This window comes from Streptomyces sp. NPDC046939 (assembly GCF_040644575.1).
Lineage (GTDB): Bacteria > Actinomycetota > Actinomycetes > Streptomycetales > Streptomycetaceae > Streptomyces.
In genome coordinates this window covers 201318-226702 of sequence record NZ_JBEYWV010000006.1, presented here as the reverse complement: position 1 = coordinate 226702, position 25385 = coordinate 201318, and the positions used below count along the sequence as shown (strand labels likewise).

23 protein-coding genes and 5 pseudogenes are annotated in these 25385 nt (G+C 68.9%); 16 read left to right on the top strand and 12 right to left on the bottom strand.

The window, feature by feature from the left end; genetic code table 11:
* Positions 1–79 precede the first annotated feature (79 nt).
* Entirely contained in the window at positions 80–1834 is a 1755-nt protein-coding gene (locus ABZ877_RS09295; protein WP_361066863.1) for an endo-1,4-beta-xylanase, read from the top strand.
* Positions 1835–1856: 22 nt separating this feature from the next.
* Here the strand turns inward: ABZ877_RS09295 and ABZ877_RS09290 are convergent, their stop codons facing one another.
* From ABZ877_RS09290 to ABZ877_RS09280, 3 genes are all read right to left on the bottom strand, one after another.
* A complete protein-coding gene (locus tag ABZ877_RS09290) occupies positions 1857–1997 on the bottom strand; it encodes a hypothetical protein (RefSeq protein ID WP_361066861.1) in 141 nt (46 codons plus the stop codon).
* A 738-nt stretch (positions 1998–2735) separates the two neighbouring features.
* The gene (locus tag ABZ877_RS09285; protein WP_361066858.1) at positions 2736–3206 is read right to left on the bottom strand and encodes a hypothetical protein; all 471 of its coding nucleotides are present in this window, start codon (positions 3204–3206) and stop codon (positions 2736–2738) included.
* Between the two features lie 467 nt (positions 3207–3673).
* Entirely contained in the window at positions 3674–4126 is a 453-nt protein-coding gene (locus ABZ877_RS09280; protein WP_361066855.1) for an Rrf2 family transcriptional regulator, read from the bottom strand.
* 158 nt (positions 4127–4284) lie between these two features.
* On the opposite strand from ABZ877_RS09280, the gene ABZ877_RS09275 reads away from it, so the two are divergent.
* Entirely contained in the window at positions 4285–4755 is a 471-nt protein-coding gene (locus ABZ877_RS09275; RefSeq protein ID WP_361066852.1) for a nuclear transport factor 2 family protein, read from the top strand.
* Positions 4756–5087: 332 nt separating this feature from the next.
* Positions 5088–6071: a recombinase family protein gene (locus tag ABZ877_RS09270; RefSeq protein WP_361066849.1), complete on the top strand. Its 984-nt coding sequence runs from the start codon at positions 5088–5090 to the stop codon at positions 6069–6071.
* Here ABZ877_RS09270 and ABZ877_RS09265 read toward each other — a convergent pair.
* A pseudogene (locus ABZ877_RS09265) lies at positions 6046–6421 on the bottom strand (IS5/IS1182 family transposase); the annotation flags it as partial. The gene ABZ877_RS09270 and the pseudogene ABZ877_RS09265 overlap by 26 nt on opposite strands.
* Before the next feature lie 164 nt (positions 6422–6585).
* Positions 6586–6987, bottom strand: a complete 402-nt coding sequence (locus tag ABZ877_RS09260; RefSeq protein ID WP_361066846.1) for a hypothetical protein — start codon at positions 6985–6987, stop codon at positions 6586–6588.
* 113 nt (positions 6988–7100) lie between these two features.
* Here ABZ877_RS09260 and ABZ877_RS09255 point away from each other — a divergent pair, with 113 nt between their 5' ends.
* Together ABZ877_RS09255 and ABZ877_RS09250 are read left to right on the top strand one after the other, a co-directional pair.
* Complete coding sequence (locus tag ABZ877_RS09255) at positions 7101–7820, top strand: DUF4253 domain-containing protein (RefSeq protein WP_361066843.1); 720 nt, start codon at positions 7101–7103, stop codon at positions 7818–7820.
* Between the two features lie 336 nt (positions 7821–8156).
* Complete coding sequence (locus tag ABZ877_RS09250; protein WP_361066840.1) at positions 8157–8390, top strand: hypothetical protein; 234 nt, start codon at positions 8157–8159, stop codon at positions 8388–8390.
* Between the two features lie 112 nt (positions 8391–8502).
* Here ABZ877_RS09250 and ABZ877_RS09245 read toward each other — a convergent pair.
* Positions 8503–8685, bottom strand: a pseudogene (locus ABZ877_RS09245) (zinc ribbon domain-containing protein); the annotation flags it as partial.
* A gap of 109 nt (positions 8686–8794) precedes the next feature.
* On the opposite strand from ABZ877_RS09245, the pseudogene ABZ877_RS09240 reads away from it, so the two are divergent.
* From ABZ877_RS09240 to ABZ877_RS09230, 3 genes and pseudogenes are all read left to right on the top strand, one after another.
* Positions 8795–9102 (top strand): annotated as a pseudogene (locus tag ABZ877_RS09240) (DUF2199 domain-containing protein); the annotation flags it as partial.
* Positions 9047–9672: pseudogene (locus ABZ877_RS09235) on the top strand (hypothetical protein). The pseudogenes ABZ877_RS09240 and ABZ877_RS09235, both read left to right, overlap by 56 nt.
* Positions 9673–10024: 352 nt before the next feature.
* Positions 10025–10696 carry a hypothetical protein gene (locus ABZ877_RS09230; RefSeq protein ID WP_361066837.1) on the top strand — a complete coding sequence of 224 codons (672 nt, stop codon included), beginning with the start codon at positions 10025–10027 and terminating at the stop codon, positions 10694–10696.
* Between the two features lie 654 nt (positions 10697–11350).
* Here the strand turns inward: ABZ877_RS09230 and ABZ877_RS09225 are convergent.
* Both ABZ877_RS09225 and ABZ877_RS09220 read right to left on the bottom strand, forming a co-directional pair.
* Entirely contained in the window at positions 11351–11767 is a 417-nt protein-coding gene (locus ABZ877_RS09225; protein ID WP_361066834.1) for a hypothetical protein, read from the bottom strand.
* A gap of 134 nt (positions 11768–11901) precedes the next feature.
* The gene (locus ABZ877_RS09220; protein ID WP_361066831.1) at positions 11902–12393 is read right to left on the bottom strand and encodes a MarR family winged helix-turn-helix transcriptional regulator; all 492 of its coding nucleotides are present in this window, start codon (positions 12391–12393) and stop codon (positions 11902–11904) included.
* A 92-nt stretch (positions 12394–12485) separates the two neighbouring features.
* On the opposite strand from ABZ877_RS09220, the gene ABZ877_RS09215 reads away from it, so the two are divergent.
* Positions 12486–13766 (top strand): multidrug effflux MFS transporter, encoded by a 1281-nt coding sequence (locus ABZ877_RS09215; protein ID WP_361066828.1) that lies wholly within the window; start codon positions 12486–12488, stop codon positions 13764–13766.
* 443 nt (positions 13767–14209) lie between these two features.
* Here ABZ877_RS09215 and ABZ877_RS09210 read toward each other — a convergent pair whose 3' ends face one another.
* A complete protein-coding gene (locus ABZ877_RS09210) occupies positions 14210–14713 on the bottom strand; it encodes a hypothetical protein (RefSeq protein ID WP_361066826.1) in 504 nt (167 codons plus the stop codon).
* A 152-nt stretch (positions 14714–14865) separates the two neighbouring features.
* On the opposite strand from ABZ877_RS09210, the gene ABZ877_RS09205 reads away from it, so the two are divergent.
* Complete coding sequence (locus ABZ877_RS09205) at positions 14866–15093, top strand: hypothetical protein (protein WP_361066823.1); 228 nt, start codon at positions 14866–14868, stop codon at positions 15091–15093.
* A gap of 241 nt (positions 15094–15334) precedes the next feature.
* Here the strand turns inward: ABZ877_RS09205 and ABZ877_RS09200 are convergent, their stop codons facing one another.
* Positions 15335–15781 carry a hypothetical protein gene (locus tag ABZ877_RS09200; RefSeq protein ID WP_361066820.1) on the bottom strand — a complete coding sequence of 149 codons (447 nt, stop codon included), beginning with the start codon at positions 15779–15781 and terminating at the stop codon, positions 15335–15337.
* A gap of 697 nt (positions 15782–16478) precedes the next feature.
* On the opposite strand from ABZ877_RS09200, the gene ABZ877_RS09195 reads away from it, so the two are divergent.
* The 6 genes and pseudogenes from ABZ877_RS09195 (at position 16479) to lysA (ending at position 22799) form a co-directional block, all read left to right on the top strand.
* A complete protein-coding gene (locus ABZ877_RS09195) occupies positions 16479–17393 on the top strand; it encodes a helix-turn-helix domain-containing protein (RefSeq protein ID WP_361066818.1) in 915 nt (304 codons plus the stop codon).
* Positions 17390–18226, top strand: coding sequence for a helix-turn-helix domain-containing protein (locus ABZ877_RS09190; protein ID WP_361066815.1), 837 nt, complete (start codon positions 17390–17392; stop codon positions 18224–18226). The genes ABZ877_RS09195 and ABZ877_RS09190 overlap by 4 nt, the downstream gene beginning before the upstream one ends.
* An 821-nt stretch (positions 18227–19047) precedes the next feature.
* A complete protein-coding gene (locus tag ABZ877_RS09185; protein WP_361066812.1) occupies positions 19048–19374 on the top strand; it encodes a hypothetical protein in 327 nt (108 codons plus the stop codon).
* A 222-nt stretch (positions 19375–19596) separates the two neighbouring features.
* Positions 19597–19845, top strand: a pseudogene (locus ABZ877_RS09180) (ISKra4 family transposase); the annotation flags it as partial.
* Positions 19846–21034: 1189 nt separating this feature from the next.
* Positions 21035–21442, top strand: coding sequence for an SAV_915 family protein (locus ABZ877_RS09175; protein ID WP_361066809.1), 408 nt, complete (start codon positions 21035–21037; stop codon positions 21440–21442).
* Positions 21443–21458: 16 nt separating this feature from the next.
* Positions 21459–22799 (top strand): diaminopimelate decarboxylase, encoded by a 1341-nt coding sequence (lysA, locus tag ABZ877_RS09170; protein ID WP_361066807.1) that lies wholly within the window; start codon positions 21459–21461, stop codon positions 22797–22799.
* Between the two features lie 799 nt (positions 22800–23598).
* Here the strand turns inward: lysA and ABZ877_RS09165 are convergent.
* Positions 23599–24381, bottom strand: coding sequence for an IclR family transcriptional regulator (locus tag ABZ877_RS09165; RefSeq protein WP_361066804.1), 783 nt, complete (start codon positions 24379–24381; stop codon positions 23599–23601).
* A gap of 71 nt (positions 24382–24452) precedes the next feature.
* Complete coding sequence (locus tag ABZ877_RS09160; RefSeq protein WP_361066801.1) at positions 24453–25385, bottom strand: dihydrodipicolinate synthase family protein; 933 nt, start codon at positions 25383–25385, stop codon at positions 24453–24455.

The following is a 25385-nucleotide window of genomic DNA, read 5'->3' as shown; positions in this document are numbered from 1 at the left end:
CCGTACCTCATGTGTGATGAACTGTGGCCCGGTTTCGAGATGTTGACCTCGTCTCGAACAAGACAGTGGGGGAGAGACCGTGAACCTTGGTGGGGCCACGTGGCGGCGACTGACTGCCGTAGCGCTCGTCATGGCGGTGGCGGCCGGGTGTACGGGGCAGGGCGAGGGCGCGGGCGGCGGAAACGACGAAGACCTGCTGCGGAACCACGACTGGACGCAGTTGCCGGGCACCACCGCGCGAAACGACATCCTGCGGGTCAGCGCATTGGATCGGCGCATCGTGGAGCAGGACTCCTCCGGCGGCCAGCCCAACCCCCCACTGAACCTGGCCGGCCCGCATCTTGAGTCCGATGGCGACTTCACCGTCACCGCGCGCATGTCTGGTGTGGGCGACGATGGCGGCGGCTCATGGCTGCGGCTGTACGGACGGGTACCGGTCATCTATGACGAGTGGCGGCAGGAGCGGCCCTCACTGCGCGTCGGCGTGACCGCCGACGGACATGTGAAGGTACAGATATGGGACGGCGAGGACGATGAGCCGGCCACTTCCAAGGATTTCGACTGCGGCTGCTCCGGAACGGTGACGCTCGCCGTGTCGAGCATCGGTGACACCTTCCGGGTGAAAGCCGACGGGCGGCAGCTGGGAACCGTGCAGGACCCGGGGGTGCTCGCCGAAGGCACTGTCTGGTTCGGTCTGGAGGCGGACGCGGGCGAGGACGAGCACCGAGAGGGATGGCGTCTGACGCGGCTGACCGCGCGGGCAGAGAGCGGAGACTCGCTCCGCGTGATCAAGGCGCCGCGGCTCCGCCAGAAGCAGACCGACGACTCGCTGCGTGCGCGGGCCGCAGAGGTGGGGCGGCCGTTCGACATCGGCACCGCCCTCGCCGAGAACCCGCTGCTCACCGACGCACGCTACCGGGCGCTCGCGGGGAGCCAGTTCTCCATGCTCACTCCGGAGAACGCGTTCAAGCCACAGTTCCTCCACCCGCGCCGGGGCGTCTACGACTTCCGCGACGCGGACCTGCTCGTACGCTTCGCCCGCGCGAACGACATGAAGGTGCACGCGCACACCCTCGTCTGGCACGAGGCTCTGCCCACCTGGATGCGGGAGAACGACGACCCCGAGGAGGTGCGTCGGACCATGCTCCGGCACATCGCCGTGGTCGCCGGGCACTTCAAGGGAAAGGTCGCGGAATGGGACGTGGTCAACGAGCCCATGTCCGACGACGAGGAGAGCTACACCAACGGGGACCTCGGTCTGCGCTCCGAGCAAAGCCCGTGGTTCGAGGCCATGGGCGAGGAGTACATCGACGAGGCGTTCAGGACCGCCCACCGGGCCGATCCGAAGGCACGGCTGTTCCTCAACGAGTACGGGGTCGAGGAGGAAGGCGAGCGCTGGGACGCCCTTTACGATCTCGTCAAGCGGCTCAAGGAACGCGGCGTACCGATCGACGGCGTGGGTTTCCAAAATCATGAGTACGCGCCCGGCGACCGCACCGACCCGGAGACCTTCCGCGGCCATGTGCGCGATCTGGCGGAGCTCGGGGTTCAGGCGCGGGTGTCGGAGATGGACGTCCCCATAGGTGAGGACGAGGAGGACGGACGGCAGACCCAGGCTGATGAGATGGCGGGCAAGCTGCGCGTCTGCCTGGAGGAGCCGAACTGCACATCGTTCTCCACATGGGGATTCACCGACCGGTACGGTTCCACCGCCGACATCAAGGTCTATCCTCCGCGCACGGCCGATTCCCTGCCTTGGGACGCGGCCCTGCGGCCGAAGTTGGCGTACGAGCGCCTGCTCAAGGTCTTTGACGACGAGAGAACTGGGCGGTAGATCGCTGTCATGGGGCTTCATCTCATGGGGCTCCGGAGCCGCGTGCCAGAGCGGCGAGCCACACCGTCATTTTGCCCAGGTGCAGGTACAGGGGCGTGTAATCCCGGTACTCCTGCCAGACCTTCCGGTTCCGCGTCTCGACCTCGAGCCCACCCAGGGCCATGGGCGCCACCGTGACACGGGGCATGACACGGGCCAGCCCCTACTTGAGCTCCGTCCGTGGTTGGCGCCGCGTCATTGCGCTGCCGCGACCAACCCGGCCGATAAGCCCGCGGATCGCTACACCACCCGGCGGGACCCGCGATCGGCGAGCATCTGTCCGACGCCTTCCCCTGCGTGCGCGGAAAAGTCCCTGCAGCCGACATGAGCAGGTTGAACCGAGGACGATGCGCTGGGGCTGATCGGTGCCCTGCTGGCCGTGGTCGGGTTCACGGCCACGGCCCGCCGCATCGACCCGACTGCGCGAGCCTCTGGGACTGCCCGAGCTGCAGCGTGGATGGCGGACGAGGACCCCCCGCCCTCGAGTTGCGCCGTGCCGTCCCCCTGCGGCGGCTGCAGCGCACCGCCTACGGCATCAGCTGCTGCCTTGACGCGGCCAGCCAACCCGACAATCCGCCGGGCGAGGGTTGACGTCGACTGCCACTCTGCTTCGACGCCTGGTGTCCCCTGGGGCCGCAGCGGACACCAGATGCGACCCCAGCTCCCGTCCTTCTTTCCGGTGGTCTGCTCCCACGAGCCGCAGGGAAAGGAGCACCCCGCGTGGCGAGCGGGAAGGGGAGTCGCTCGCAGTGCGTACCGTGCCCGCTCGCAGTCTCAGAGCTGCTGACGGGCGGGAGACGACCTCAGTAGCCGGCTGACTGATCAGGAAGCCCTGGCTTCCGGGGGCATCGCGCGCAGACGGTCAGGCTCGACGGTAGCTGTCGACCGGGCCACCCCAGCCACCGGCGGGCCCGTCGAAGTCGATCACGAGCGCGGAGTCGTCCGGTTTCATCTTCAGGTGGCCGAGGCCGCGCCCGCCGTCCTTGCCACCCTGGCAGGTGTAGGTGATGGTCGCGGATTCCTTGTCGTCCTTCACCGGCACGAAGGTGCCCGTGCACGAGAGCTTGGCGCCCTCGGCCTTGGCTTTGCCGTCCTTGATGGTGAGGGTGTCCAGTGTGGTGTCACTGGGGGTGGCGATGTACTTCCAGGTGCCAGATGCCCGTTCCAGGAGCGTGCCCTGAGGAGCGGCGACCCGCGCGGGCTTCTCTGTCGCGCCGGTGGTGCCACTCGCCGTGCCGTCTGCCGCCTTCCCATCCGTGTTCTCGTTACCGCAACCGGCGGCCATCACGACCACGCTGAGCATCGCGATCGCTGTCCATCGCGCCTTGCGCACACCAACGCCCGTACTCTCCTTGCGCTGTTACAACGGCCGCAAAACGTAACAGGTGCCGGCGGGCGAGCCGATCTGCCCCTTGGCGGCACCCGGCCGCCGAACCGCCTCCGACGGCGCCGGGGCCCGGCCGACTCACCCGCCATGGCCGGTCGAGGGAGTGGATCAGGGCGGCACCGCAGAATCCGCGCGTATGTCGCGCGGCTCCGCAGCCAGCTCGGCGGTTGGTCATCGTGTGTGCTGCGTGGACTGCAGGACTGCTGTCAGGAACCGGTGCACCGATTCCAGCTCTTGCGTGTCGAACGTGTCGGCGACGGTGGTCACTTCCTGATCACCGGTCCGAAGAAGGCCCAGCCGAGTTCATGTGCTGTGTCCTCCACGGTGAGCAGCACGCGGCGCCGGTCGGCGGTGTCCTGGGTTCGGCGTACAACAGCACTCCTACCGCCGCCCCCTACGCCTCGGTGAGCAGGTCAGAGGGTTGGCGAGGGCGTACCGGCAGCGTCAAGTACGTCCCTGAGCACCTTCTCGAGCGTGACGCGGGCCAGTTCGCGCCTCAGGGTCTCCTCGATGTCCTGGTAGATGCCCCGCATTGCCGGTTGGATGCCGTGACCCACTACGCATCCCTGGTCCGGGGTGGTGCGGTGCATCGCGAACAGCGGGCCGGGTTCCACTGCCTCGTACACGTCGAGCAGGGTGATCGACTTTAGCTCACGCGCCAGCGACCAGCCCGCACCCACGCCTCGCCGGGACTCCACGAGCCCGGCCCTGCGCAGTTCGCCGAGCAGCCGCCTGATCACCACGGGGTTGGTGTTCGCGCTGGCTGCGATCTGCTCGGAGGTGGCGACCTCGTGGCCCTGGCGCTGGTAGAGACCGATCCAGGCCAGCGCATGGGCGGCCATGGTCAGCCTGCTGTTGGCGCTCATGATGCCTCCTCCGGTTGCAACGTTCCATGTTACGGCAGTGCAGTCGTAACAGCGAAGGTTGCGACAGGCCGTCGTAACGCTTACCGTTACGACAAGTGGAGGGCGATCAATGACAAGCGCGGACCGTGAGCGTGTTGCGAACTCGATGGAGGACAGGAATGGAAAGTAACGAAAAGATCATTCGCGAGGCTTACCGGCTTGCGGAAGGGGACGTTCTTGACGGTGACGGTTTCCTGGCCTTGTTCACCGAGGACGGGTCGTTCAACGACATGTCGACCTCGCAGAGTTTCCGCGGAGAGCAGATTCCTCAGGTGATCGCTGGCCTCGCCCGCTCGTTCCCCGATGTACACCGTGAGCTGCTCGAGGTGCATGCGTTCGGTGATGTCGTTGCCGTCGAGCTGCGAATCCAGGGCACGCATCTCGGAGGGTTTCCGACTCCGGTCGGCGAGATACCGCCGACCGGGAACCGGATCGACGTGCCGGCGGCGGACCTCTGGTACCTCCGTGACGGGAAGATCGAAAAGTTCAATTGCTACAACTCGAAGAACGTGTGGCTTGACCAGATCGGGGTCCACCCTGACTTCAAGTCCGCAGTCGAAGCCACCGAGGCAGGAGCCACGACGGCGTAACTCTGCCGGTCAGCGCCGAGTATGCGACAAGACACTCCCTTCTTCGGGCCGCGTACCCGGCGCTGCTTCTTAAACAAAGTTGTTGTTCGCACCCAACCGCCGACATGGTCCGGCAGGCCGACTCATCGAGTATCTGCAGCCCTGGTCGGCAGGTGGGGCAACGACCCACATCGAGTGACGGTCTCCGGGCCCGCCTCCACGAGACACACGGCTGCGACGAGACCTCATCCCAAAGATCATCGAGGCACGCGGGGCCGGACTGGCCTTCCCCATGCCGCCAAGGCCTGCGCATCCGACGCTGACCGTGGACGAGTTCCACTTGTGCGCGGACCGTGAAGGGCTCGGCCTGCCCTGATTCCGTGACGAGCACGATAACCGGCGCGGAGGTTGGCATAAGAGACGGCACCACCCGCGCCCCTTGCTCCGCTCCTGGACAGGACGACGACTCCCAGCTCGACGCCTTGCGGGCCACGGCACCTCGAGGGACAGGGCCCTCAGCGACAAGACCAACACCCGGGTCTGCTGCGGAGGGCCCAGTTCGAGGAGGTGCTCGTACGGTGCGGGAGGTCAAGGCCCGCGCCCCGCACTGCCGCGTCGTCCTTACCGTGTACGAGATGAAGCGACTCGGTCGCGACGCCACCGAACTCATCGCGCCCGCCGACAACCTCACTGCCCACGGCCTGGTCCTGAAGATGCACGCCGGGCCCCTGCCCGGCACTTACGACCCCACCGGCCCCGGCAAGCTGCTGTTCGCATTCTTCTCGGCGATGGCGGAGACCGAACGGGAGGACATCCGGGAGTCGACGCTGGAGGGGCTCGACACGGCAGCCCGCGAGGGCAAGCACGGCGGCCGACCCCCGGCCACCACCGCCGACATGCTCCACACCGTGCTCCGCCACCGCGCGGGCGGCGAGTCCGTCGAGCAGATTCAGCCCGACCGGATCGCCCTCACCGGCAGGGGCAAGGGACTGAACCCCTCCGTCGCCAGCATCTACCGGGCGCTCGCCGACCACGCCGAGTGTGAGGCGCACCCCGAAGCCGTTGAGGCCGCGGACGCCGAACTCGCCGCTCCACGAAGACCCTGGACGTTCCCGCCCCGCGTACGGCGGACGAGCCGGAGCCCACCCGGTACCCCGCGGTCCTCCAGTTCGAAGAGGGCGGCCCGGCCATCACCGGTAAATGGACCGTCGACGCTCTTGCCCTGCGCACGTACCGCGGCGGGGTCGGGCTGTACGGCAGCCAGGACAGCGTGGTCGTCCGCCTCAAGGCCCGGCATCGTTGCGACTGCCGGCGGTAGTTCTTGCTTGAGGCTGTGATGCCGCGGTCCCGGGTGGGAGCGAGCGTGCTGTCGACGATGTAGACGGTGTTCTCGCGCTTGCGGCGGGTTAGGGAGATCGCCAGCAACGGCGCGAGGTGGTCCAGGAGCCGGTCCGTGGCCGACCTCGAGGTCCCATACGGCGGCGCGACCTGCCGCAACGTCAGGTTCATGCACCAACACGCACGAACTGGCAACGCCGGTCCTCCAGCGGCAACCGCCGTGGCCGGGCCCGCTTGACGTCACCACGCGCCGACCCACCAGCGCCACGAACCGGTCGAGCTGCACCGGACTCAGCCCGGTGAACGGCTCGATCCGCTTCAGTGCATCTGCTGACATCACCCCGCCCATAACCGGAAGCGCCCCAACAGCCCCATCAGTCACTGGGACAGCCTCCAGCGGCACCTGTCCAAAGGGCTCCGCACCCGCTACGAGCGACGCCCCGATCTCCATCAGGTCGGCCTTGCAACCGCATATGGCGTCGCCATCTACATTTACGGACTCCCCTGAAGTGTTCAATCGGTGACGCTGAACCACCCTGGTCGCACCTCGGTCAGAGGCGGTTGCAGGGTCTGCACCGCGGTCCGCAGGTTCTGATCCGTGACGGCAAGGGGCTCCGGCAGGCTCAACCCGTACCAGTGCAGCCGCCAGAGGTCGAAGACTTCGCTCCCGTCGGCCGCGAAGTCGACATCTACCTCGGTACCGTTGTCGCTGGCGAAGCGGCACCCTGTTCCATGAACCGTGTAGGAATGGGTGCCGACCCGCCCACTCCGGCTGATTTGGCGCGAGTGGACCAGGCCGAGGACATCTGCGAGTCGCTCAAGCGAGGGGATCGCCGCCCTCATGGCCTCGTCAACTCCGTTCAGAGCATCGACGTAACCGAGCACGAGCTCTCGTGCGGCCCCAATCCGTTCCATGCGAGTCACCCCTTTGAGCCCGTAGTTGCAGAGATTAGGCGGCATGTGGCCGGGCCGCACGGTGTTTGTGCTGGTCCTCACCGCATGTCAGTGCAGTCGCGTAGGTTCCGCCTGTGCCTGTGCCTGAGATTTTCGACGAGAAGGTCCTACGCCTGCTGGACGGCTTGCCGCCCGGCAGGTTGCTGGGGCCGTGCAAGCCTCCGTATCCGGTCGTGTGGCTTGGCGACGGCCCGCTCAGGGACGCCGCCGACTGGTGGAGACGGCTGTACGCGCAGCGGGGCGAGACCGGCCTTTACCCCCTCCTGCTTGAGTATCCGTACGACTCGTTGCAGCCCGCGTCAGGTCCCTACGGCGCTGGTGTCGATGCCGGCTCCTGGCTGCGGAGCCGGTGGCGGCCCGACGAGTGGCCTCCCTTCGAGAAGTGGCCCGGTCTCGCTCGGCCTGCTGAGGTGATGAGGGACCCCGATGTCTGCGCGGGGGAAGTGGCGACCGGACTGGTCCGTGACGGCCTGGCCCGGTGCCCGGCTCTCGTCCAGATCGATCGTGGCGCTGACGCACTCGCCGCACTGCGTTGGCGGGGGATGACTGAGCAGATGTCAGCCGTGTTGCGCTCCTGGGAGGACCGGTTCGGTGTCCGTGTCGTGGGGTTGGGACATGCGAGCTTGTATCTCTCGGTCGCCGGCCCGCCGACGGAGGCACACCAGGCCCGTGTTCTTGCCGCGGAGCACTTCCTCGCCTGCCCGGACGTCTTCTTCGCGGACCTCGACCTGGACTGGGACACGTACCACGAGGAGCTCATGGGGCGCCACGAATGGCGGTTCTGGTGGGACTGAGAGTGGGTGGGACCGCGAGCGGAGACGGCGACCCTACTGCGCTGGCACCCGACCGCCGACCGGGCCACGATGGCCGTACGGAACAAGTTCGCCCGAGGCCGCGGCCACCAGGATGTCGAGTACTACCGGCCGACCAGGAAGCCGACGGCGCCCGACCGCACGCGGCTTCTACCGGACCGCGTGGGGCTCCTGCCGCCCACAATTGTCCCCGCATAGGCCGGGTCGGCCACGCGCTGTCCCAGGGCTGTCTGATCGAAGGGGCGGTCCATGAATTGGTCAATGCCTGAGGCCAGTAGGTTGGGCCGGGTCAGGGCGTGGGGAGTCGTAGGGGTGTGTATGAGCGGTAGTCAGGTCACGATCCAGCTCACGAGTGATGAGGCGCTGGTGCTGTCGAACTGGCTGGAAAGGCTTCAGATGACAGACCTGAGCCGCGTTGTCGACGATCCGGCGGTCTGGGCGCTGATCCACCGGATCGCTGGAACGCTCGACAAGACACTTCCTGAGCTGTTCGCGTCTGACTATGACCAGCGACTTGAGGCCGCTCATCGGCGACTTCGGCCTGAGGGTTGATGGTGTCGTCCGGCCGCCGGAGCGCACGGCGTTCTGCAACGGGACTGAGCGCGGCTGCGTGCCGCGGGCGGGAGAGTAGGGCGGTGGCCGGGCCGGGTGGCCGGTGCTTGATGTTGACGGCGGCGCCGATGTCGGCGTGAGTGGCGTGCCTGCAACGGGTGCAGGTGAACGGCTCGCGGGTGCGGCGGCTCTTGGCGTCGACGTGGCCGCAGCTGTTGCAGGTCCGGGAGGTGTACGCCTGGTTCACGGCGGTGACGCGGGCCCCGTGCCGGGCGGCCTCGGACAGTTCCTGCACAAGCGTACCGAGAAGGTGCTGAGCGGATTGTCGGCAGCGGTTCGAGTCCTGTTGTCGGGAGATGGATTGGGCTTCTGACCGGCACGCCTACGCTTCCGGTGAGGACATGGGCATGATCGAGATACCGGCCATCGGCAGCGAGGAGGTGTTCTCCTGGGGCGTGTGGACCTCGCTGAGCCGCGAGAGCCTCTTCCAGACTGCGGATCTGTGGGACACCCCCGGCCGTGAGGCCGAGGCACCGTACTTCGGCTGGCTCATCACCGAGCTGCCGGTCCACCCGGCCACGACCCTCAACCTCAAGACGCGCGTCACCCCCGCCCCGTCGGCGAGCGCCCTTTCGTCGAACTGGAGCCGACCGAGCATCCCCTCGCCGTCGAGCACGTCGAACAGCGCACGGGGATCACCTGGGACCGCGTGCCCCCGGCAGGACATCCGGCACCACCGCGACGCATGGATCAGGGCCGGCATCCCCGCCGCGGAGATCGAACGGGCCGCCAACTTCCAGGACCGGTGGGGCGGCCTCGCCCTTCCACCGGCCCCGTTCTACGAGGGCGGCCCACGCGTCCTCAACGCCGGCCGCCCCGACGGACCGGCCGCCGAGAGCTAGTCCTTCCCGGCGGGGGACTGCCGGGTCTCCATGGCCTACGGATTCATGATCGGCCCCGACGGTGCTTTCGGCATCGACGGCCACCACTGGACGCCCCTGTATGCGAGCACCGACGGATGGGTGGAGTCCTTGGCGCTCGCCGCGCATGCCCGCCGCTCGGCCACAATCGTCACACGGCTTATCGGCAAGGCCGCTGCGGCACTGGACCTGGGCGGCTACGAGCCTGTGCCCGAGGCACAGGGCGTGATCGACACCTGGTGGCGGGGCAAGGACTTGCTCGTCGCCCTGTACAGGGGCGAGGCCGTGGGCTCGATGCCCCGCAATGCCTTGAAGCGGACATCTACGAGGGCCTCGACGAGTGGTACCTTCACGGCGGCTGACCCGCAGGCGCGAGCGTGAGCATCTACTTGGCTAGATCGGCCAACTACCCCGCTCAGTCACACTTCCGGCTGTGACTGAGTGCGATGGTTGGCCCGTCAGCGCGAGAGCTGGCCCGCTGGAGCCGCCCCACTGTGCAGGTCAACCTGCTGGACGCGCGCTTCACTGGCGGCGGGGCGAGGCGGAATGGTTGTGCGGGTGAAGGCGGCAATTGCATAACCGTCCGACGGATGCTTGATCACATCACCTCTCCCCGGATTCCACCTGCTGCTCGGGACCGGACAGGATGAGTCCATCACCCACCTGCGGCTTCGGGCGTCTCCGCGTCAGGCCTGGTACTCAGAGGATCGACCCTTGTACAACGGCCGGACGACGACCCTGCTTCTGGTGCTCTTGGGACTGACCCTCTCAGCCTGCTCCTCGAACTCGCCCGCACCGCCGAAGAGCGGCCCGCAGGCCGTGCGCGACCGGCTGGCCGCAGCCGATGACGTCCCGTACTCGGCCGCGCTCAGAGCTGTCACGCAATCCGGGCCCAGGCGACTCCAACTCGTGGAGGGGCGGGTCAACCTCAACGCGCCTTTCACGGGGCGTACGACAGACAGAACCGATCAGTACACCGAAAACGTCGTTATCACCCGGCAGAAGGTGTACAGGCGCCCCAGCGGAACTCACAAGGCATGGCAGGAGTTCCCTGCGCCGACGGCCAAGGGGGGTATCCCCGTGGACAGACTCCCGCAGTACATCCGGCTCATGCTCGGCCACAGCGCCTCGGTGCACCAAGAGAGCGAGCCCCTGCGTATTTCGGCCCGACTCACCCCGAAGGACGTCGAGTCGGTGGACACGACCGTCGGCCGTAACCTGCGACCCGCCACCGCGATAGACGTCGACGCATGGATCGATCGCGAGGGCCGGATCGTACGCATACGCCAGAAGATCCACTTCGAGTCCGCCCCAGACATCAAGGCGACGATCACGCTCACTGAGTTCAAGAGCGCCATGCAGGTAAGCGCACCCGTCGGGCGCTGAGCATCAGCCATGTAACTGTTGAGAACCTGGCACGCTGAGTACCCGCTGGCCTATCGGGCCAACTACGGCGCTCGGTCGCAGCGGTGGATTCCTGTGCGGCCGCGCCGGGCGGGGGAGAGAGCGGACGTACGGCAATGGGGCCGCCCTGCATCAGGGGGGGAGGCGGCAGGTGGGGAAGGTCGGTCGCCGTGAGATCGGGGCGGGTGCGGTGTCAGCGGGCGGGGTGGCGCCCGCGGCCGGAGGCATCACGGGTGACGTCGATACCGACTTTTACAACCAGGCCGGTTCGACGAGCGTGACGTTTAATGAGGCGCAGCGGCCCCATCCGGCTCTGAAGGTCCAGCCCGTCCATGGATGCCCGGGCTGCCCGGCCACAATCGGGGGAGCGACCGTGGTGCTGGCCGTGCGGGCCAGGGCGGTGGTGCGGCCGACGTACTGCAGCCGTTCCGCCACCGCCGGCCGGATAGGTCGTCCAGCCGTTTGAGACGACGCCCTCCATCCCTACCGATGATCACGTCAGCCATTCGTGCACGGTTTACGGATCGGTGGTCGACGGGCACAGCGTCGAAGGCGCCGACAACCGGCGGGCGGTGAACAGGGCCTCGAGTTGAGCCCGGCGCCGCCGGTAGGGCCATCCGGTCGTGTCCGTCCCGGCTAGGCGCAGCAGACCAAAGGCGACGTAGTGTGCCGACTGCTCTCGGGCCGCGGGTGGCAGCAGCGCCGCGGCGGGGCGAGGCGGTGCTGCCGCCACCCGAACGCGAGGCGTCCCGCGTTATCCCACACGATCAATTCGCCGTTCAGCGCGGTCGCCTCCGGGATCTGCACCGCTCCTGCCACGATCCCCCGGAAGGCCGGCGCCATCTGGATGCCCTGCCGGGAGCGCAGCGCCACCCGGTGCGCGTCGACGGGTCCGCCGTACCAGTACGCCGGGCCTGCCAGGCCGGGCTGCTCCGCCGCCCTGACGGACATTTCTCGGGCTGCCGCCGCGAGGGCCAGGAGCTCCATCGTCGGCGTCCGCCGCTCGGGCATGATCAGCACCGAGCACTCCTCCCGCACTCCGCGGGACGCCACGCTAGCTCCACCGTCCCCCCACCGTGACAGCCGAGAATGACTGCCCGACGGCCGGTTCCGCAGACGTGTCAGGGCGCGACGAGCGGGCCGGGGAGGGGCTGTCCCGGCTGGCGCGCGGTGCCGTGACTCGGGAGTTAGCCCCGGCCCGGACCGCTCCGCTGCTCCCGCAGAGCGGTGGCGAGGGAGCCCAGGGCCGTGGCGGCACCGGCGAGCGCGGCGCGCTCGTCCGGGGACAGAGCCGCCAGGGCGTCGGCGAAGATCTCCGACCACGCCTGTTCGATCCGGGCCATGCCCTGGATCGCGCCCATGGTCGGGTACAGCTCGATGGCCCGGCGGTCGTGGGGCGCCGGTTCGCGGCGCAGGAGACCCTGGGAGACCAGGCCGCGCACCGTGGTGCTCACGTTGCTGGCGTGCAGGCCCAACTCCTGTGCCACGGCGCCGACGCCGATGCCCGGCGACTCCAGTACATGGCGCAGCACCTCCAGGTCGGAGGGCGGGAGGGGCGTCAGACCGGCTTCGTCCACCCCGCGCAGCCGCAGTACCCGCCCGAGGGCGTACAGGGCCGGGGTCAGCTCCCTCGCGTCGCGCTGAAGCGCTTCGTCACCTGCCGGTTCGTTCGCCTTCATGAACCGACAGTAGCAATACTTATAGCTATATAACTATAGTGAACCGGCGGAACCAGCGGAGACTCGCCCATGCCAGTTCTGAGGAGTACGTGATGTCCACACCGTCCACCGCCCGCGGGCGGACCGGCTCGGGAACGCCCGCGGTGTCGCTCACCGCGACGCTCGCCCTGCTGTCCTTCGTGATGCCGCTGGCCACGGACATGTACCTCCCCGCCTTCCCGCGGATGGCCGACGACCTGGGCACCGACCCCTCCGGAGTCCAGCTCACCCTCACCGCCTTCCTGATCGGACTCGCGGCGGGACAGCTGGTGCTCGGTCCGCTCTCGGACCGCTACGGCAGGCGGCGACCGATCCTCGTGGGCCTCACCGTGTGCGCGCTCGCCACGGCGCTGTGCGCGCTCGCCCCCACCCTCCCGGCGCTCATCGCACTGCGCTTCTTCATGGGCTTCGCGGGCGCCGCCGGAATCGTCGTCGGACGCGCGGTCATCTCCGACGTCGCCACAGGAGCCGTCGCCGCCCGACTCTTCGGCGTGCTGATGGCCCTGGGCGGAATCGCGCCCATCGTCGCCCCGCTCGCCGGCGGCGCCGTCGTCAGCGACGCGGGCGGCTGGCGCGGGGTGTTCTGGGTACTGGCCGGGGTCTCGGTGCTGATGCTGCTGGCCGCCCTGGCCTTCATCCCCGAGAGCCTGCCCGAGGAGCGGCGCCGCGCGGGCGGCATCACCTCCACCTTGCAGGCCGCCCGCTCCGTCCTCACCGACCGGGTCTACGTCGGCTACACCCTGGCCTTCTCCTTCGCCTGCGGCGCGCTCTTCTGCTACATCGCGGGATCGGCGTTCCTGCTGCAGAACGTGCTCGGCCTCAGCGTCGGCCAGGCATCCGTCGCGTTCTCCGTCGGCGCCCTGACCGCCACCCTCTCCAGCACCGCCAACACCAAGCTCGTCGGTGTCTTCCCGTCGGCCCTGCTCCTGCGCATCGGCCTCGGCACCCTCCTGCTCGCCACTACGGCAGCCCTTGGCATCACCCTGGCCGGGCAGCTCAACCGCGTATCGGCGCTCGCGCTCATCGGCATCGGATTCCTCGGCCTCGGCCAGGCCTTCGGCACGGCCACGGCCCTCGCCATCGAACGGGTCCCGTACGCCGCCGGGACCGGCTCAGCCGTGCTCGGCACGCTGCAGAGCGTCCTCGGAGCCGTCGTCGCACCCCTCGTCGGCCTCGGAGGCGACGACACCGCCGTGCCGCTGTTCACCGGCATGGCGGGCTGCTCGCTGGTCGCGGTCCTCGCCCTGTTGCTGACCCGCGAGAGCGGCCCGGCCGGCGCGCCGGAGGCGGCCCCGGCCGACGTGCTGGAGGGTTCGGCCGGGGCCACGACCTGACACACCTCCATGACACCTGACCAGGCCGGCCTAGCTTTCCTCAATGGTCGCGCGGCAGCAGTTGGCGATCAGCAGGCGTTCGGGATTCACCTCGCTCCGGTGTGTCCGCCGGGTGGCCTTGCTCGACCAGGCTCGGCTCGAATCGATGCCGTCGCCAACTCTGAGGCGCTTCCCTTGTCTTGCAGCTGGCGGCCGCGAAGACAACCCCAACCTGACCGCAGCGCTGGCAGCGGAATACGGCCGTCACCGGCCTTGCCTTCCAGGGGCGCAGATAGCGGAGCGGACCGACTGGCAGGTGGAGTTCGCGCACCCGACGCCGACCGGGAATCTCGTGCCCGACGGGCTCGGGCTCCTGGCCCGACGGCGACCACGCGTTCTTGGAGATCGACCGCACCCCTTTGCGGTGGCGACGGGCCTGTTCGCCATGTCCCCTGGTGCTCCTGCTACTCCTCGGGTCGGCAATGCCCCCGGGGCGGCGGAGGTGCCCGCTGTACGCACGGAGCGACCAGCCCGATCCCGCGGCGCCCCAGCCCCGGTCGGCGACCAGCAGGACGAAATCGATGTTCAGGGAGGCGATGCCGGAGAGCTGGCCCAGGGCAGCCGACCGTGACGAGACGGGCGAGCACAGGGTGACGGCCAAGGTTCTTGAGACCGTCGCCGAGGTCCTGCCAGAACGAGGGGGTGCGGGCGCCCGGGGCCGTTGACGCCGGGTCATCGGCGGTGGGTGGGGGGGGCTCGCGGCGGGCCTCCACGGCGGGCTCGCCCAGGCCCTCGTACAGACGGTAGGCGTCGGCCACGATGCGGTAGCGCAGGTAGATGCGGCTGTTGATGTTGTCGAGCGCGGGCCGCTGCAACAGGGTGGCCAGACGTGTAGTGCCGGTCAGGATCAGAGGGATCGGCTGGTGGCGGTCGGTGGCGGCGCGCCAGGTCCCGTTCAGCACCCCCACTGGCACCTCCTCGACGAGGACGACGACGAACTGGAAGAGGAGGACGCAGGCCCGCTCCCCCCGAGCACGGCCGCCGTGCTCGCCCTGGCGGGCGAGGAACTGTCCACGTCGGTCTGGCAGGAGCAGGAGCAGGAGCAGGAGCAGGATGGGCAGTGGCGCCGTCAGGTGGCCCGCACTTCGACGACCTCACCGACGACCTGCGCGACACGCCGCCCGCAAGGGTGGGACCAAAGTGCACGGGCGAGAAGATGGCCCTGCACCTGATGATCAACCACTCCCGGGCGAACACGGCCAACCGCCCCAAGGCCGTCCAGAACCTTGTCGCCCACCTGCTCCAGTACGGCGCCGACTACGACTGGCGAGGCTGCTCGAACCTTTGAAGACTCGGACAGCGACGTCCACCAGGGTGTGGGCATGGCCGTCTCGGGAAGCGGCGTCACAGGTGCTATGCACGATGGCGGGCGGGCAGTTCAGCCGCACACCCGTGTACAGGATTCGGATCGAGTTGCGTTGCGTGAGGGCGGATTTCCGGTTCACCCCCGTGGATCCAGCGATCCGCCCCCACGCCTCGCCTCGCCGATGGCCGACCGCCTGACGTCCGGCTCTCGACCTGATGGCCTGTCAGCCCGCTGTCGTCCAGCTGTGCCACTTGCCGCTGTAGAAGCAGTTCTGCCAGTAGTGGTAGCCCCGGTTGACGTAGACGAGGATGCAACGGCGAGGGTCGCCGGTGCTGTTCGGGCCCATCATGTCGTCGGCACGGCCGTTGCCCGGCATCACCTTCCAGCCGCCGGCGTTCTTCCAGACATGCCAGATCGTCCGGTTCGGCGCGATCACGAAGACTTCGTCGGTGCGGCCGTCACGGTTCCAGTCGACCTTGCTGACCTGGGTGCCGCACTTGTAATAGCCCTGGAAACCCCACGCCTTGATGGACTTCTTGCAGCTCGCGGCAGAGAGGACGGTCTCCTGGTGGGCCGCGGTCGGCGTGGCCGCGGCGGCCGGCAGGGCAGCGCCCATCACGCTTGCCAGGGTTACTGCCACACCGAGAGTGGCCTGTGGGATGACGCGCATCGGTTACTCCGTTTCGATTCTGTGTGAGTTCTTCGGTTCGTGTGCTGATGAGCCTTACGGTTTGTGCGCGAGTGGTCGCCTTGATCGGTGAGTGTGGCGAACTCTCAGCAGGCTTTCCCTGGGCGGCACCGATCATCGAACGGAATGTTCGGTCGGCGGCGTACCGGAAGGCGAAATTCCTCCGATTTCCAGGGCCCGGCGAAAGGTCGCCGATCAGGTTCCGTTCGTGTTGGAGTCGTGTTGGAGGCAGACTGCACGGCCATGGCGTCAACCGGGCCGGGGCAGTGCCGACCGAGACGAGGCCGGCGGAGTTGCCGGTCGAGGGGCGGCCACCGTCGAAGCGGCGGCGGTTAGTTGTGTCTTGGCCACAGGATCTCCCTTGCTGGGTTGTGGAAGGAGGGCGAGGACGATGCGGGTGGACCGCGCAATCTGGTTCGCATCACTGAGATTGCTGGCCATTTCGTGTCAGGGCTAGCGACATCTGCCCCGTTGGGACGTCGTGGGACGTCAAGGGCGTTGACCTGCTGGGACGTCAGGGGAGACGCGGCACGGCTGGGACGCCTGCCGCGGTGGAGGCTGGCCGAAACACATGAGCATGGCGCCTTGGGCCGGGATCACGACGTGTGCTCAGGTGTATCCGATGGAGAGACCGGAGAGTGAAGGCATTGCGGTGCCGTGAGACCGGACGGGGTTGAGCATGTCGCCTTGGCAGGAATTACCGGATTCGCTGGACCAGAGGGTCCGGCAATGCGTGGTGCAATTGCGTAGATTGAAGGACCGCAGCGGGCTCAGCCTGGCCTCGCTCGCGTCCAAGACGAGATACAGCCGCTCGTCGTGGGAGCGCTATCTCAACGGCAAGGCGCTGCCGCCCCGGCAGGCGGTGGAGGAATTAGCGCGGATCACAGGGGCGGACCCGGTCCGGCTGCTGGTGCTGCACGAAATGGCCGAGGAAGCCTGGCAGGCGGCCGTGCCGTCCTCGTCGGCCGGTGCGAAGGGCGGAAGCGGTCCGGGAGCAGAGGACGAGGCTTCTGCCGAGCAGTCCGGTGAGGCCGAGCAGTCCGATGCGGCCGAGGAATCCGGGGCGTCGGCGGTAGGGCCCAGGACTTCGGGAGAACGGCCCGCGGTAATGCGCCCGCGGGGCGTGCCGAGGCTTGTCGTGCTGGCTGCCGTTGTAGCTGCCGCGCTCGTGGGAGTGGGCGTTGGCCTGCTGATTGCCGAGTCCTGGGACGATGACGACAGCGGCCGGCACAAGAACACGATGTCGGAGGTGGGCACGCCCAGTCCGAGCAGGTCCGCGGCTGCCGCCGAGGGGCCGGGCCGGTTCGTCTTCGAGCCGGGCAAGTCCTATCCCTGCAAATTCCGAAAGACCGACGGGGCGGGGGGAGGGCTGTTCGCCGGGTACAGCACGACACGTACCGCTGTCCTTGCCGGACCGGGGTGGGACGTGGTGGAGGCGCAGTGCCTGCTGCTGCACCATAAGTTGAAGCCGGGCGTTGTCGATGGCGTCTACGGGCAGCAGACCATCGCGGCCGTGAGACGTCTGCAGGAGAAGGCCGGGCTGCCGGCGGACGGCGTTGTGGGCCCGCACACCTGGCAGGTGCTGCGCGGATGACGGCCCCCGCACCTGAGTGCTTGGCACTGGCCGAGGGGCTCCGCCAGGTGAGGGCGCGTACGAACCTGAGTCTGGCCGCGCTGGCCGATCGCACCGCCTACAGCAAGTCGTCCTGGGAACGCTATCTGAACGGCAAGAAGCCACCGCCACGGCACGCTGTCGAAGAACTGTGCGCGATAGCGGGAGAACCTGCCGGGCGGCTACTGGCGTTGTGGGAGTTGGCGGACGCGGAGTGGAGCGGCCGCGCCCGGCACACAGGCCTCGCTGTATCGCAGTCCCAGCCCCGGTCCGCCCCGATGCCCGCGGGTGCGGTGGACGCACCCGGCGTCCACGGGCGAGTCATGCGGTGGTGGTGGTTCGTTGCCGGTGCGGGAGTGGTCGCAGTGGCCGTCGCTGCGACGCTCGTAGCGCCGGTCGTGCAGGGGCATAGCGACAGACAGCCGACGATCCTGGTGTCTCCCCGGCTGGACCCTCCGCCCGGATGTCAGGGGAAGGCGTGCGACGGGAAGGATCCCAAGCAGGCGCTCTGCGGGCTCGTGCCCGGCCGGGCGGACACGCTCGGGGCGCAGCACCGTGCCAGAAGTGGCACGAGGGTGGAGATCCGGTACAGCCCGGTGTGTGCCGCCGCGTGGGGTCTGATCTGGCACTCGAAGGTCGGAGACACGATCGAGCTCTCGGCCCCCGGCGCCCGCCCGCGGCGAGTGGTCATCAGAAACACCGCGGACGCGGGCGCCTACCGCTTTACGCCGATGATCGGCGGTCCGGACCGGAGCAGACTACGCCTGTGCTACACACCGGCGGGTGGTACGGGCGCGGAGTGCTTCGAGTCCTGAGGTGAGGGTGGCGCCGCATTTGACTTCTGAGAGGGAGGCGATGGTGCTGCGATGGCGGTCGACCGCCTGACCACCCGCTGCGACGTCTGCCCGGGGGAGCAGACGCTGTGGCGGACGCAGTAGGAGGACGGCCGTGCCGGCTCGGGAGAGCCCCGACGCCGACGCCGAGGAGCCGGACCCGGCCAGGCGCCGGGCCCCGGTGAGGGCGGAGGTGCCCCGCCGCGTAGTCGGCGCCGGGAGTGCCCCGCGCGAGGACTTCGGGCTGGGAACTGTGGAGGGCCCCTGCCCTTGGCCGCCCGGTTGCTCAGGTGCCATACGCGGGGCCCCATGTTCGCCGCCGGGTGCCCGGTACACGGTGTCCGTGGAGGTCGGGAGCCCGCGCGACGTCTGACTGGCCACCTGACTGGCCCGGCTGTCGTACGGGCAGGCCCACGGTCTCGGTGGACGCGCACATGACCGTTGGCGGGGCCGTACGTTCTCCGGGTTGTTGTGCCCCCGCATCGCGGTGAGCCTCGGCGGGCTTGCCCCGGCGACAGCAGGCGCTGAGGTCAACTGCGGGCGATTGTGCCGTCCCACGCGCCCACGCACACCTCCGCAGAACTCACAACGGCCGCTAGCAGACGAAAATCGCTCAGTCAGGCGGACCGGTGCGTCCCACCCGTGCGTCACGCGCCGAGCTGTTCCCCCAGGTCAGCCGAGGGACGTCCCACGAATCACTCGTTTCTGCCGCAGCCCTTGGTGACTGAGTTGGCGACCACGCAACCTCGGTACGAAGTCAGGAGGCGACCCGCTGCCTCCACCACCACGGAAGGACAACAACGATGCTGACAACGAAGGGCAAGGCCCTCCTCGGTTCGGCCACTCTTGTGCTGACAGGCATTGTGGGCGCTGCGGCTCCGGCACAGGCCGTCTCCGCACCCGTCGCCGCCGCCGGCGGAACGGCGCCCGCGTGCATCGATCGGAGTAGGGTCAGCAACAACCCCGACGGTGGCATGTCAGGCTGGGTCTACAACGGCTGCGGCAGGACGATGCGCGTCAGGATCATCGTCCACAACTGGCGGGACACCTCCTGCCAATCCATCCCCAACAGGCAGAGCAAGTACTTCCACACCGTCGGCGGGCGCTACGACCGAACCGTGGTCTGCTGACGGACGACCGTCCGCACGGTCGCACAAGGAAGGCGTACCGGAAGCCGCCACCATGCCCGCCTGCGCATGGTGGCGGTTTCCGCGTGCCCAAGCCGGACGCTTCGGAGTTTGACTCCGTCGGGAATCCTGGGGTTGCCCGGTGCGGCAGCATGATCAGCGGGCAGGCTCGGGCAGTGGTGCAGGCCGCTCCAGCCGATGAGGGGCACGTTGTCCGTTGCGTGAATCGTGATGAGACCCGAGGCCCTGCGCGAGGCCCCCCCGGCAAGCCGCCGCCCGCCGTCAGCGGACCTTCCGCACCCGCCTTGCCGTCGGAGAAAAGGACGCCCGCAAGCACATGGCCACGCTCGGCACGGTCTACGACGCCGCGCCCGCACCGCACCGCGCCGCCCGCACGACGTGATCACCCCGCCCGGCGGACGAACCGACGACCACAACACCCCGCGACCTGGCCCCCTCACCCAGCAGAAGTGGCTGTGAACATCCGTCCGCCACGACGCGGAACACGTTGTCGGGCAGCTCCTCGACCATGCACAGGCCTGCGATTCTCATGGCAGCCGCTACCGCGCCTCAGCCGCCTACTGGCTCACAGCCCTGCGGAGTACGAGTACTTGAATACCAATTACCTTCTTGCGCAGATGACTGTCGAGCGAGCGTCGCACGATACGTACCGTGAGCGGCTCGCCGAGCGCATCATCGAACTCTCGGAATGAACGACACCTGCCTCCCGCCGGACTGCCCTCCGGACACGGCCTCGCGCATGCCGACGCCGTACTCCACCCATTCCGTCTGGGACGGTCTGGGCCTACGAGGGGGCCACTTATGGAAACCGGGTGCTGCATATGTACTTCCCGAAGGCTGGCATGATCATCGCCCTTGCCGTCAACAGCGCCGTAGGGGAAGGGGACACGCTGGCCGACCTCGCCGGTACCGTCTACAAGACTCTTTCAGCGCAGAAGGCACAGGCTCTCCCACGGCACCAGTAGCCCCGGAGCCGGCTGCGTAACTTCCAGGTAGCTGCACGGCGGCGACGAGGTACGACAAAGCTCGCTGTCCGCCATGAGGCGGTCGTGGCGCCGCGTGACACACTGCTACGTTCCCTGATAGCGCGTAAACCTGCCTGCGGTCATTCGAGTTCGCACTGCGCTCGGCCGTGCCGATGTGCAGTCGTGCTGTGCACGAGCTTGCGCCCGGGCGGCGGTGCGGCGGCGATACCACGGCGCATCGCCGCCAGCTCGACGGCCTGGCAGCCGGCACGGACGAGACAGCAGCGGCTCACCGACGGGTGCGGCGCGCGACGCGGTCGGCTGCGGTGCCCGGTGCCCACAACCGCGAGATCGTGCAGCCGCTCGGCAGTCTCAGCCACGGGCGCTTTGCCCAGGCATGTCGATGGGTGCTTCCTGGCGCACCGCCGACGTCGACCGCCCCTCCGGGCACGGCAGGGTCCGTCACCATCGCGTCAGCATCACCGCGCTCCACGTCAGCGTCCCGTCAGGACGGGCGGGGGATCCGGGCAGGTGGGCATAGCGTCACCGGAGGGTTCCCGGCCGTCCCGCGGTCGGGGTCCCGTCATCTGTACATCTGAGCGACCGTACGTGCCGGGCGCCGTGCCACCCCGTCTCGGAACGTTGCGTACGAACCGGATCATCCTGGAGGCAACCCCATGACAGAACCCTTGAGCGGCGAGGACTCGGAACCTTCCGAACGGATCCCGGCCGGACCCTTGTACGTTCCCGTCCGGTCGGGGCCCCTCGGGCACGCCGCCCGTATGTTCCGTACCCCGCTCGGTGACCGTACCGCCGTCGGTTTCTCCTCCGAACGTGCTCTTGTTGTCGCGCTCGGCCCCGCACAGTCGTGGATCCGGCTGGCCGAGCCCGCCCTGCGCGCGATGACCGCGCCGCTCGGCGTCACCACCGTCACGGTGGATCCTCAACTGACGGCCCCCACTCCGGCCTTCGCCGAAAGGAGCCGGGCGCACCGCCGTGGCGGCCGGGACCCGCAGGTGATCGGCGCGCCACGGGTGACCGCGACCGCTGCCCTGGCCACCGCCGTGTCGTACGTGATCGGCTGAGGGGGACGACGCCACGATGACCACCGTTCACGAACCGTCCGTCACCGGCGCTTCAGCCGTCGATGAGCTCTCGGTGTGGCCTGCCTCCACGGCGGAGCCCCGCCCCGGGGACCTCACGGTCGGCCAGGTCTCGCTTGCCGAGATCGCGGGCCGCTTCGGCACCCCGGTGTACGTCCTCGACGAGGGCGAGGTGCGCAGCCGTTGCCGCACCTACCGACAGGCCTTCCCGGAGGCCGAAGTCCACTACGCCGCCAAGGCGTTCTTGTGCCGGGCCATGGCCCGCTGGGTCGAAGCGGAAGGGCTCGGCCTCGATGTCTGCTCCGCCGGCGAGCTCGAAGTGGCCATCGCCGCCGGGTTCCCGGCCGACCGGATCGTCCTGCACGGCAACGTCAAGACACCGCTCGACCTGAAGAACGCCTTGCGGTACGGCGTCGGCCGCATCGTCATCGACAGTCCCTCGGAGATAGCCCGCATCGCCGCCGCGGTCGGGCCCGGCGGCCGTCAGAAGGTGATGGTCCGCATAGTGCCCGGGATCAGCGCGGGCGGCCACGGGAAGATCCGCACCGGAACCGAGGACCAGAAGTTCGGCCTATCCATCACCGACGGCTACGCCCAACACGCCATCGCCCGCATCCTCGACCAGCCTCAACTCGACTTGACCGGCCTGCATTGCCACTTGGGTTCGCAGATCACCGACGTCAAGCCCTATCTGTCCGCGGTGCGGCGCATGGTGGGCCTGATGGCACGACTGCGCGAACATCACGGCGTCACACTCCGGGAGATGGATCTCGGCGGCGGCCACGGCGTCGCCTACCGCCCCGGCGAGCAGGCCATGGACGTCACCCGCCTGGCCCGCAAGGTCCGCGCCGAACTGGCGGAGGCGTGCGCGGCAGCCGGGCTCACCGTGCCGCGTCTGATCATCGAGCCAGGCCGGGCCATCGCCGGGCCCGCCGGAACAGCGCTCTACCACGTCGTGTCCGTCAAGCACACCTGCGGCCTCACCTTCGTCGCCGTCGACGGCGGTATGAGCGACAACCCCAGGCCCGCCCTGTACGGGGTGCGGTACGCGCCCCGCCTGGTCGGGCGGCGCGGCAGTGCGACGCTCGCGCCGGTCACCGTGGTCGGTCGGCACTGCGAGGCGGGTGACGTGGTCGCCGCGGACGTCCTACTGCCCGACGACGTACGCGCGGGTGACCTGATCGCCGTGCCCGTCGCCGGGGCGTACCACCTGTCGATGGCCTCTGGTTACAACATGGTCGGCCGCCCGCCAGTGGTCGCCGTGCGCGACGGCAGCGCCCGTCTCCTCGTACGCCGCGAGTCCATGGAGGACCTCCGCAGTCGCGACGTGGGCCTGTAGGCGCGGCCTCCTGGCCCACCTCCGGGCGACTGCAGGCGCCGCAGGACATGCACGTCGGGTCCGATGGGACGGACGTTGTCGGGCATAGCCGATTGCGCGGTCGACGGGCGGTGGAGGGCAGCCGTGCGACTTATGTTCAACGCGGTATGGCGTTCGACGTCGGGACTACCTGCAGGCCGTACGTGATCGCTACGGGCCTGGCGCCGGACGCCTCGGTGCCACACGTCCCGGTGAAGCGCCGGTCATGTGCGCGGCGGTTTGTGGGTCATCGAGGTGACCGGCACCGCCACGGTCTTCACGTTCCGCGCCACTGTCACGAAGCTGCCGCAACGCAGAGCCGAGGCTACACAGACCTGGGCTTCTCGCACCCGCCGCCCGGAAATGGCCAACGGCCGGCGGAGGGGCCAGGTCGCTTTGGCGCCGGCGGCCGGGGCGAATCCGGGAAGTCCTGCTCTGCCTCGGGCACTGACCGCGGAGTCGAGCGACCGGCACCGGCATCTATAGGGACCAGCCCCGCGCGCTGGCGGCGATGGGTGCCGTGCCGGGGGCTCTGGGAGCCGACAGCGGCCGGGCGGCTCAGGCATGGGCGGGAGCGCACGACGATGTTCCCCGTTCCCCATGCCGACACTGTCGGGCTGTTCGATCGCGAAGGCGATGGCACGCGCCATCACGTCTGGCGTGATGGAGTCCGCGACGTTAGTGCGCACCAAGCCGGCCAGACGACGATGACCCGGCCGCCGTCGAGCAGCGGGCACCTGCCCCTGGTCCTGAACCGGCTGGATGGACACTAAATAGACCCTCAGTGCAGATACCCGAGCCCCGTCGAGACCTGGTCGGCCTGTTCGATGACGCGGCCGCCGAGTTCTTCCTCGCGGTGGGCGAGGTCCATCGCGGACAGGGAGCCGGACACGGACAGCGCGGCGACGACCTCGCCGGAGCGGTCGCGGACCGGGACCGCCAGACAGGCGCGGCCCAGGGCCAGTTCCTCGATCTCCGTGGCGTAACCGCGGCGGCGTACCTCGTCGAGGGAAGCGATGAGGGTGTCGAAGTCGGTGATCGTGTGCTTGGTGTAGGCCGGGTAGGCATGGCCGAGCAGCGCTTCGACCTCGTCGTCCTTCATGCCGCTCAGCAGCGCCTTGCCCATGGCAGTGGAGTGCAGCGGGGCGAGCCGACCCGTGAGCGTGAACGAGCGCGGAGCACGGGGCCCCTCGAAGTGGCACAGGTAGAACATCTGGTCGTCGTGGCGTTCGGCGACGTTGGTGCCGAGCCCCGTCTCGTGCGCCAGGTTCTGGGCGATCTGGCGGGCGGCCCGGTGGACGGGTGACTGGTTGAGTGCGATACCGGCCAGGCCGACGAGGCGGGGGCCCAGCCGGTGCAGGCCGCTGCGTTCGTCGCGCGCCAGGTAGCCGAGGGATTCGAGCGCGCCCACGAGACGCGAGACGGTCGACTGGCCGAGCCCGGTCAGTTCGACGAGTTCGGCGATGCGGCGCTCGGGCTGCTCGTCGGTGAAGTAGGTGAGCAGCGAGAGCGCGCGCTCCACGGTCTGCGTGCCGGGACCAGCACTCCGAGATGAGGCATCCATATAGTGCATCCTATATGCCGGGCTGCTGCGGTGTCGGTCCGTCCGGTTTCCCGGGCTTCGGACACGCGCCGTCAGTGCGGCGGCAGCGCCAGTTCGCCGAGGATCTCTTCCAGCGCGGCTCGGGTGACCGGGTCGAGGGGCGCGGCGGGCAACCGTACCGTCGGCGAGGCGATGATGCCGCGCCGGACCAGGACCTCCTTGTGCACGGCCCACGCCTGGCCCTGGCGGACCCCGAGCTGGATGAGCGGCTGAAGGGTGCGGTACAGCTCCCGGCCCCGGACCCGCTCACCAGCGTCGAGCGCGTCGAGGACGTCCCGTAGCACATCCGAGAACTCGCAGGCCGGCATCGTGCCGACGGAGCCGTTGGCGTGCTCGTCGAGCAGGAACTGGGCGTTCTGGCCGCCGAGGACAGCGAAGCCCGCCCCCGTAGCCGCGGCGACGGCGGCCATCTTCACCGGCGGCGCGGGCACCTCGACCTTGACGGAGGTGATGCGCGGCTCGGCGGCGAGCTGGGCGATCTGCTCGACCGACAACGCAACGCCGGTCACCCCCGGCGCGTCCTGGATCATCACGGACGCGTCCGTCGCGTCTGCCACCTCGGCGAAGAACTCCACGACCTGGGGCGGGGACGGCTTGGTCAAGAACGGTGGCAGCACCATCAGGTGGTCGGCGCCGCCGTCGACCGCGCGCCGGGCCAACTCGCACGAGGTAATGGTGCTGGTGCCGTTGACCCCGGCGACGACGGGCAGTTCGGGCCCGGCCACCTCCCGCACGGTGCACAGGATCGTGGCGCGCTCGGGCTCGGTGAGGGCGAAGCCCTCGCTGGCCATGCCGAACACGGCGAGCCCGTCGACACCGCTCGCGAGCTGGAACTCGATCAGGGAGCGCAGGGAGGGGACGTCCAGTTCCCCGGAGTCGGTGAAGGGGGTGGCGAGGATCGGCATGAGGCCGCGGGGCAGAGCCTGCGTGCGGGACAGCGTGGTCGTGGGCGTGATCGTGGTCAT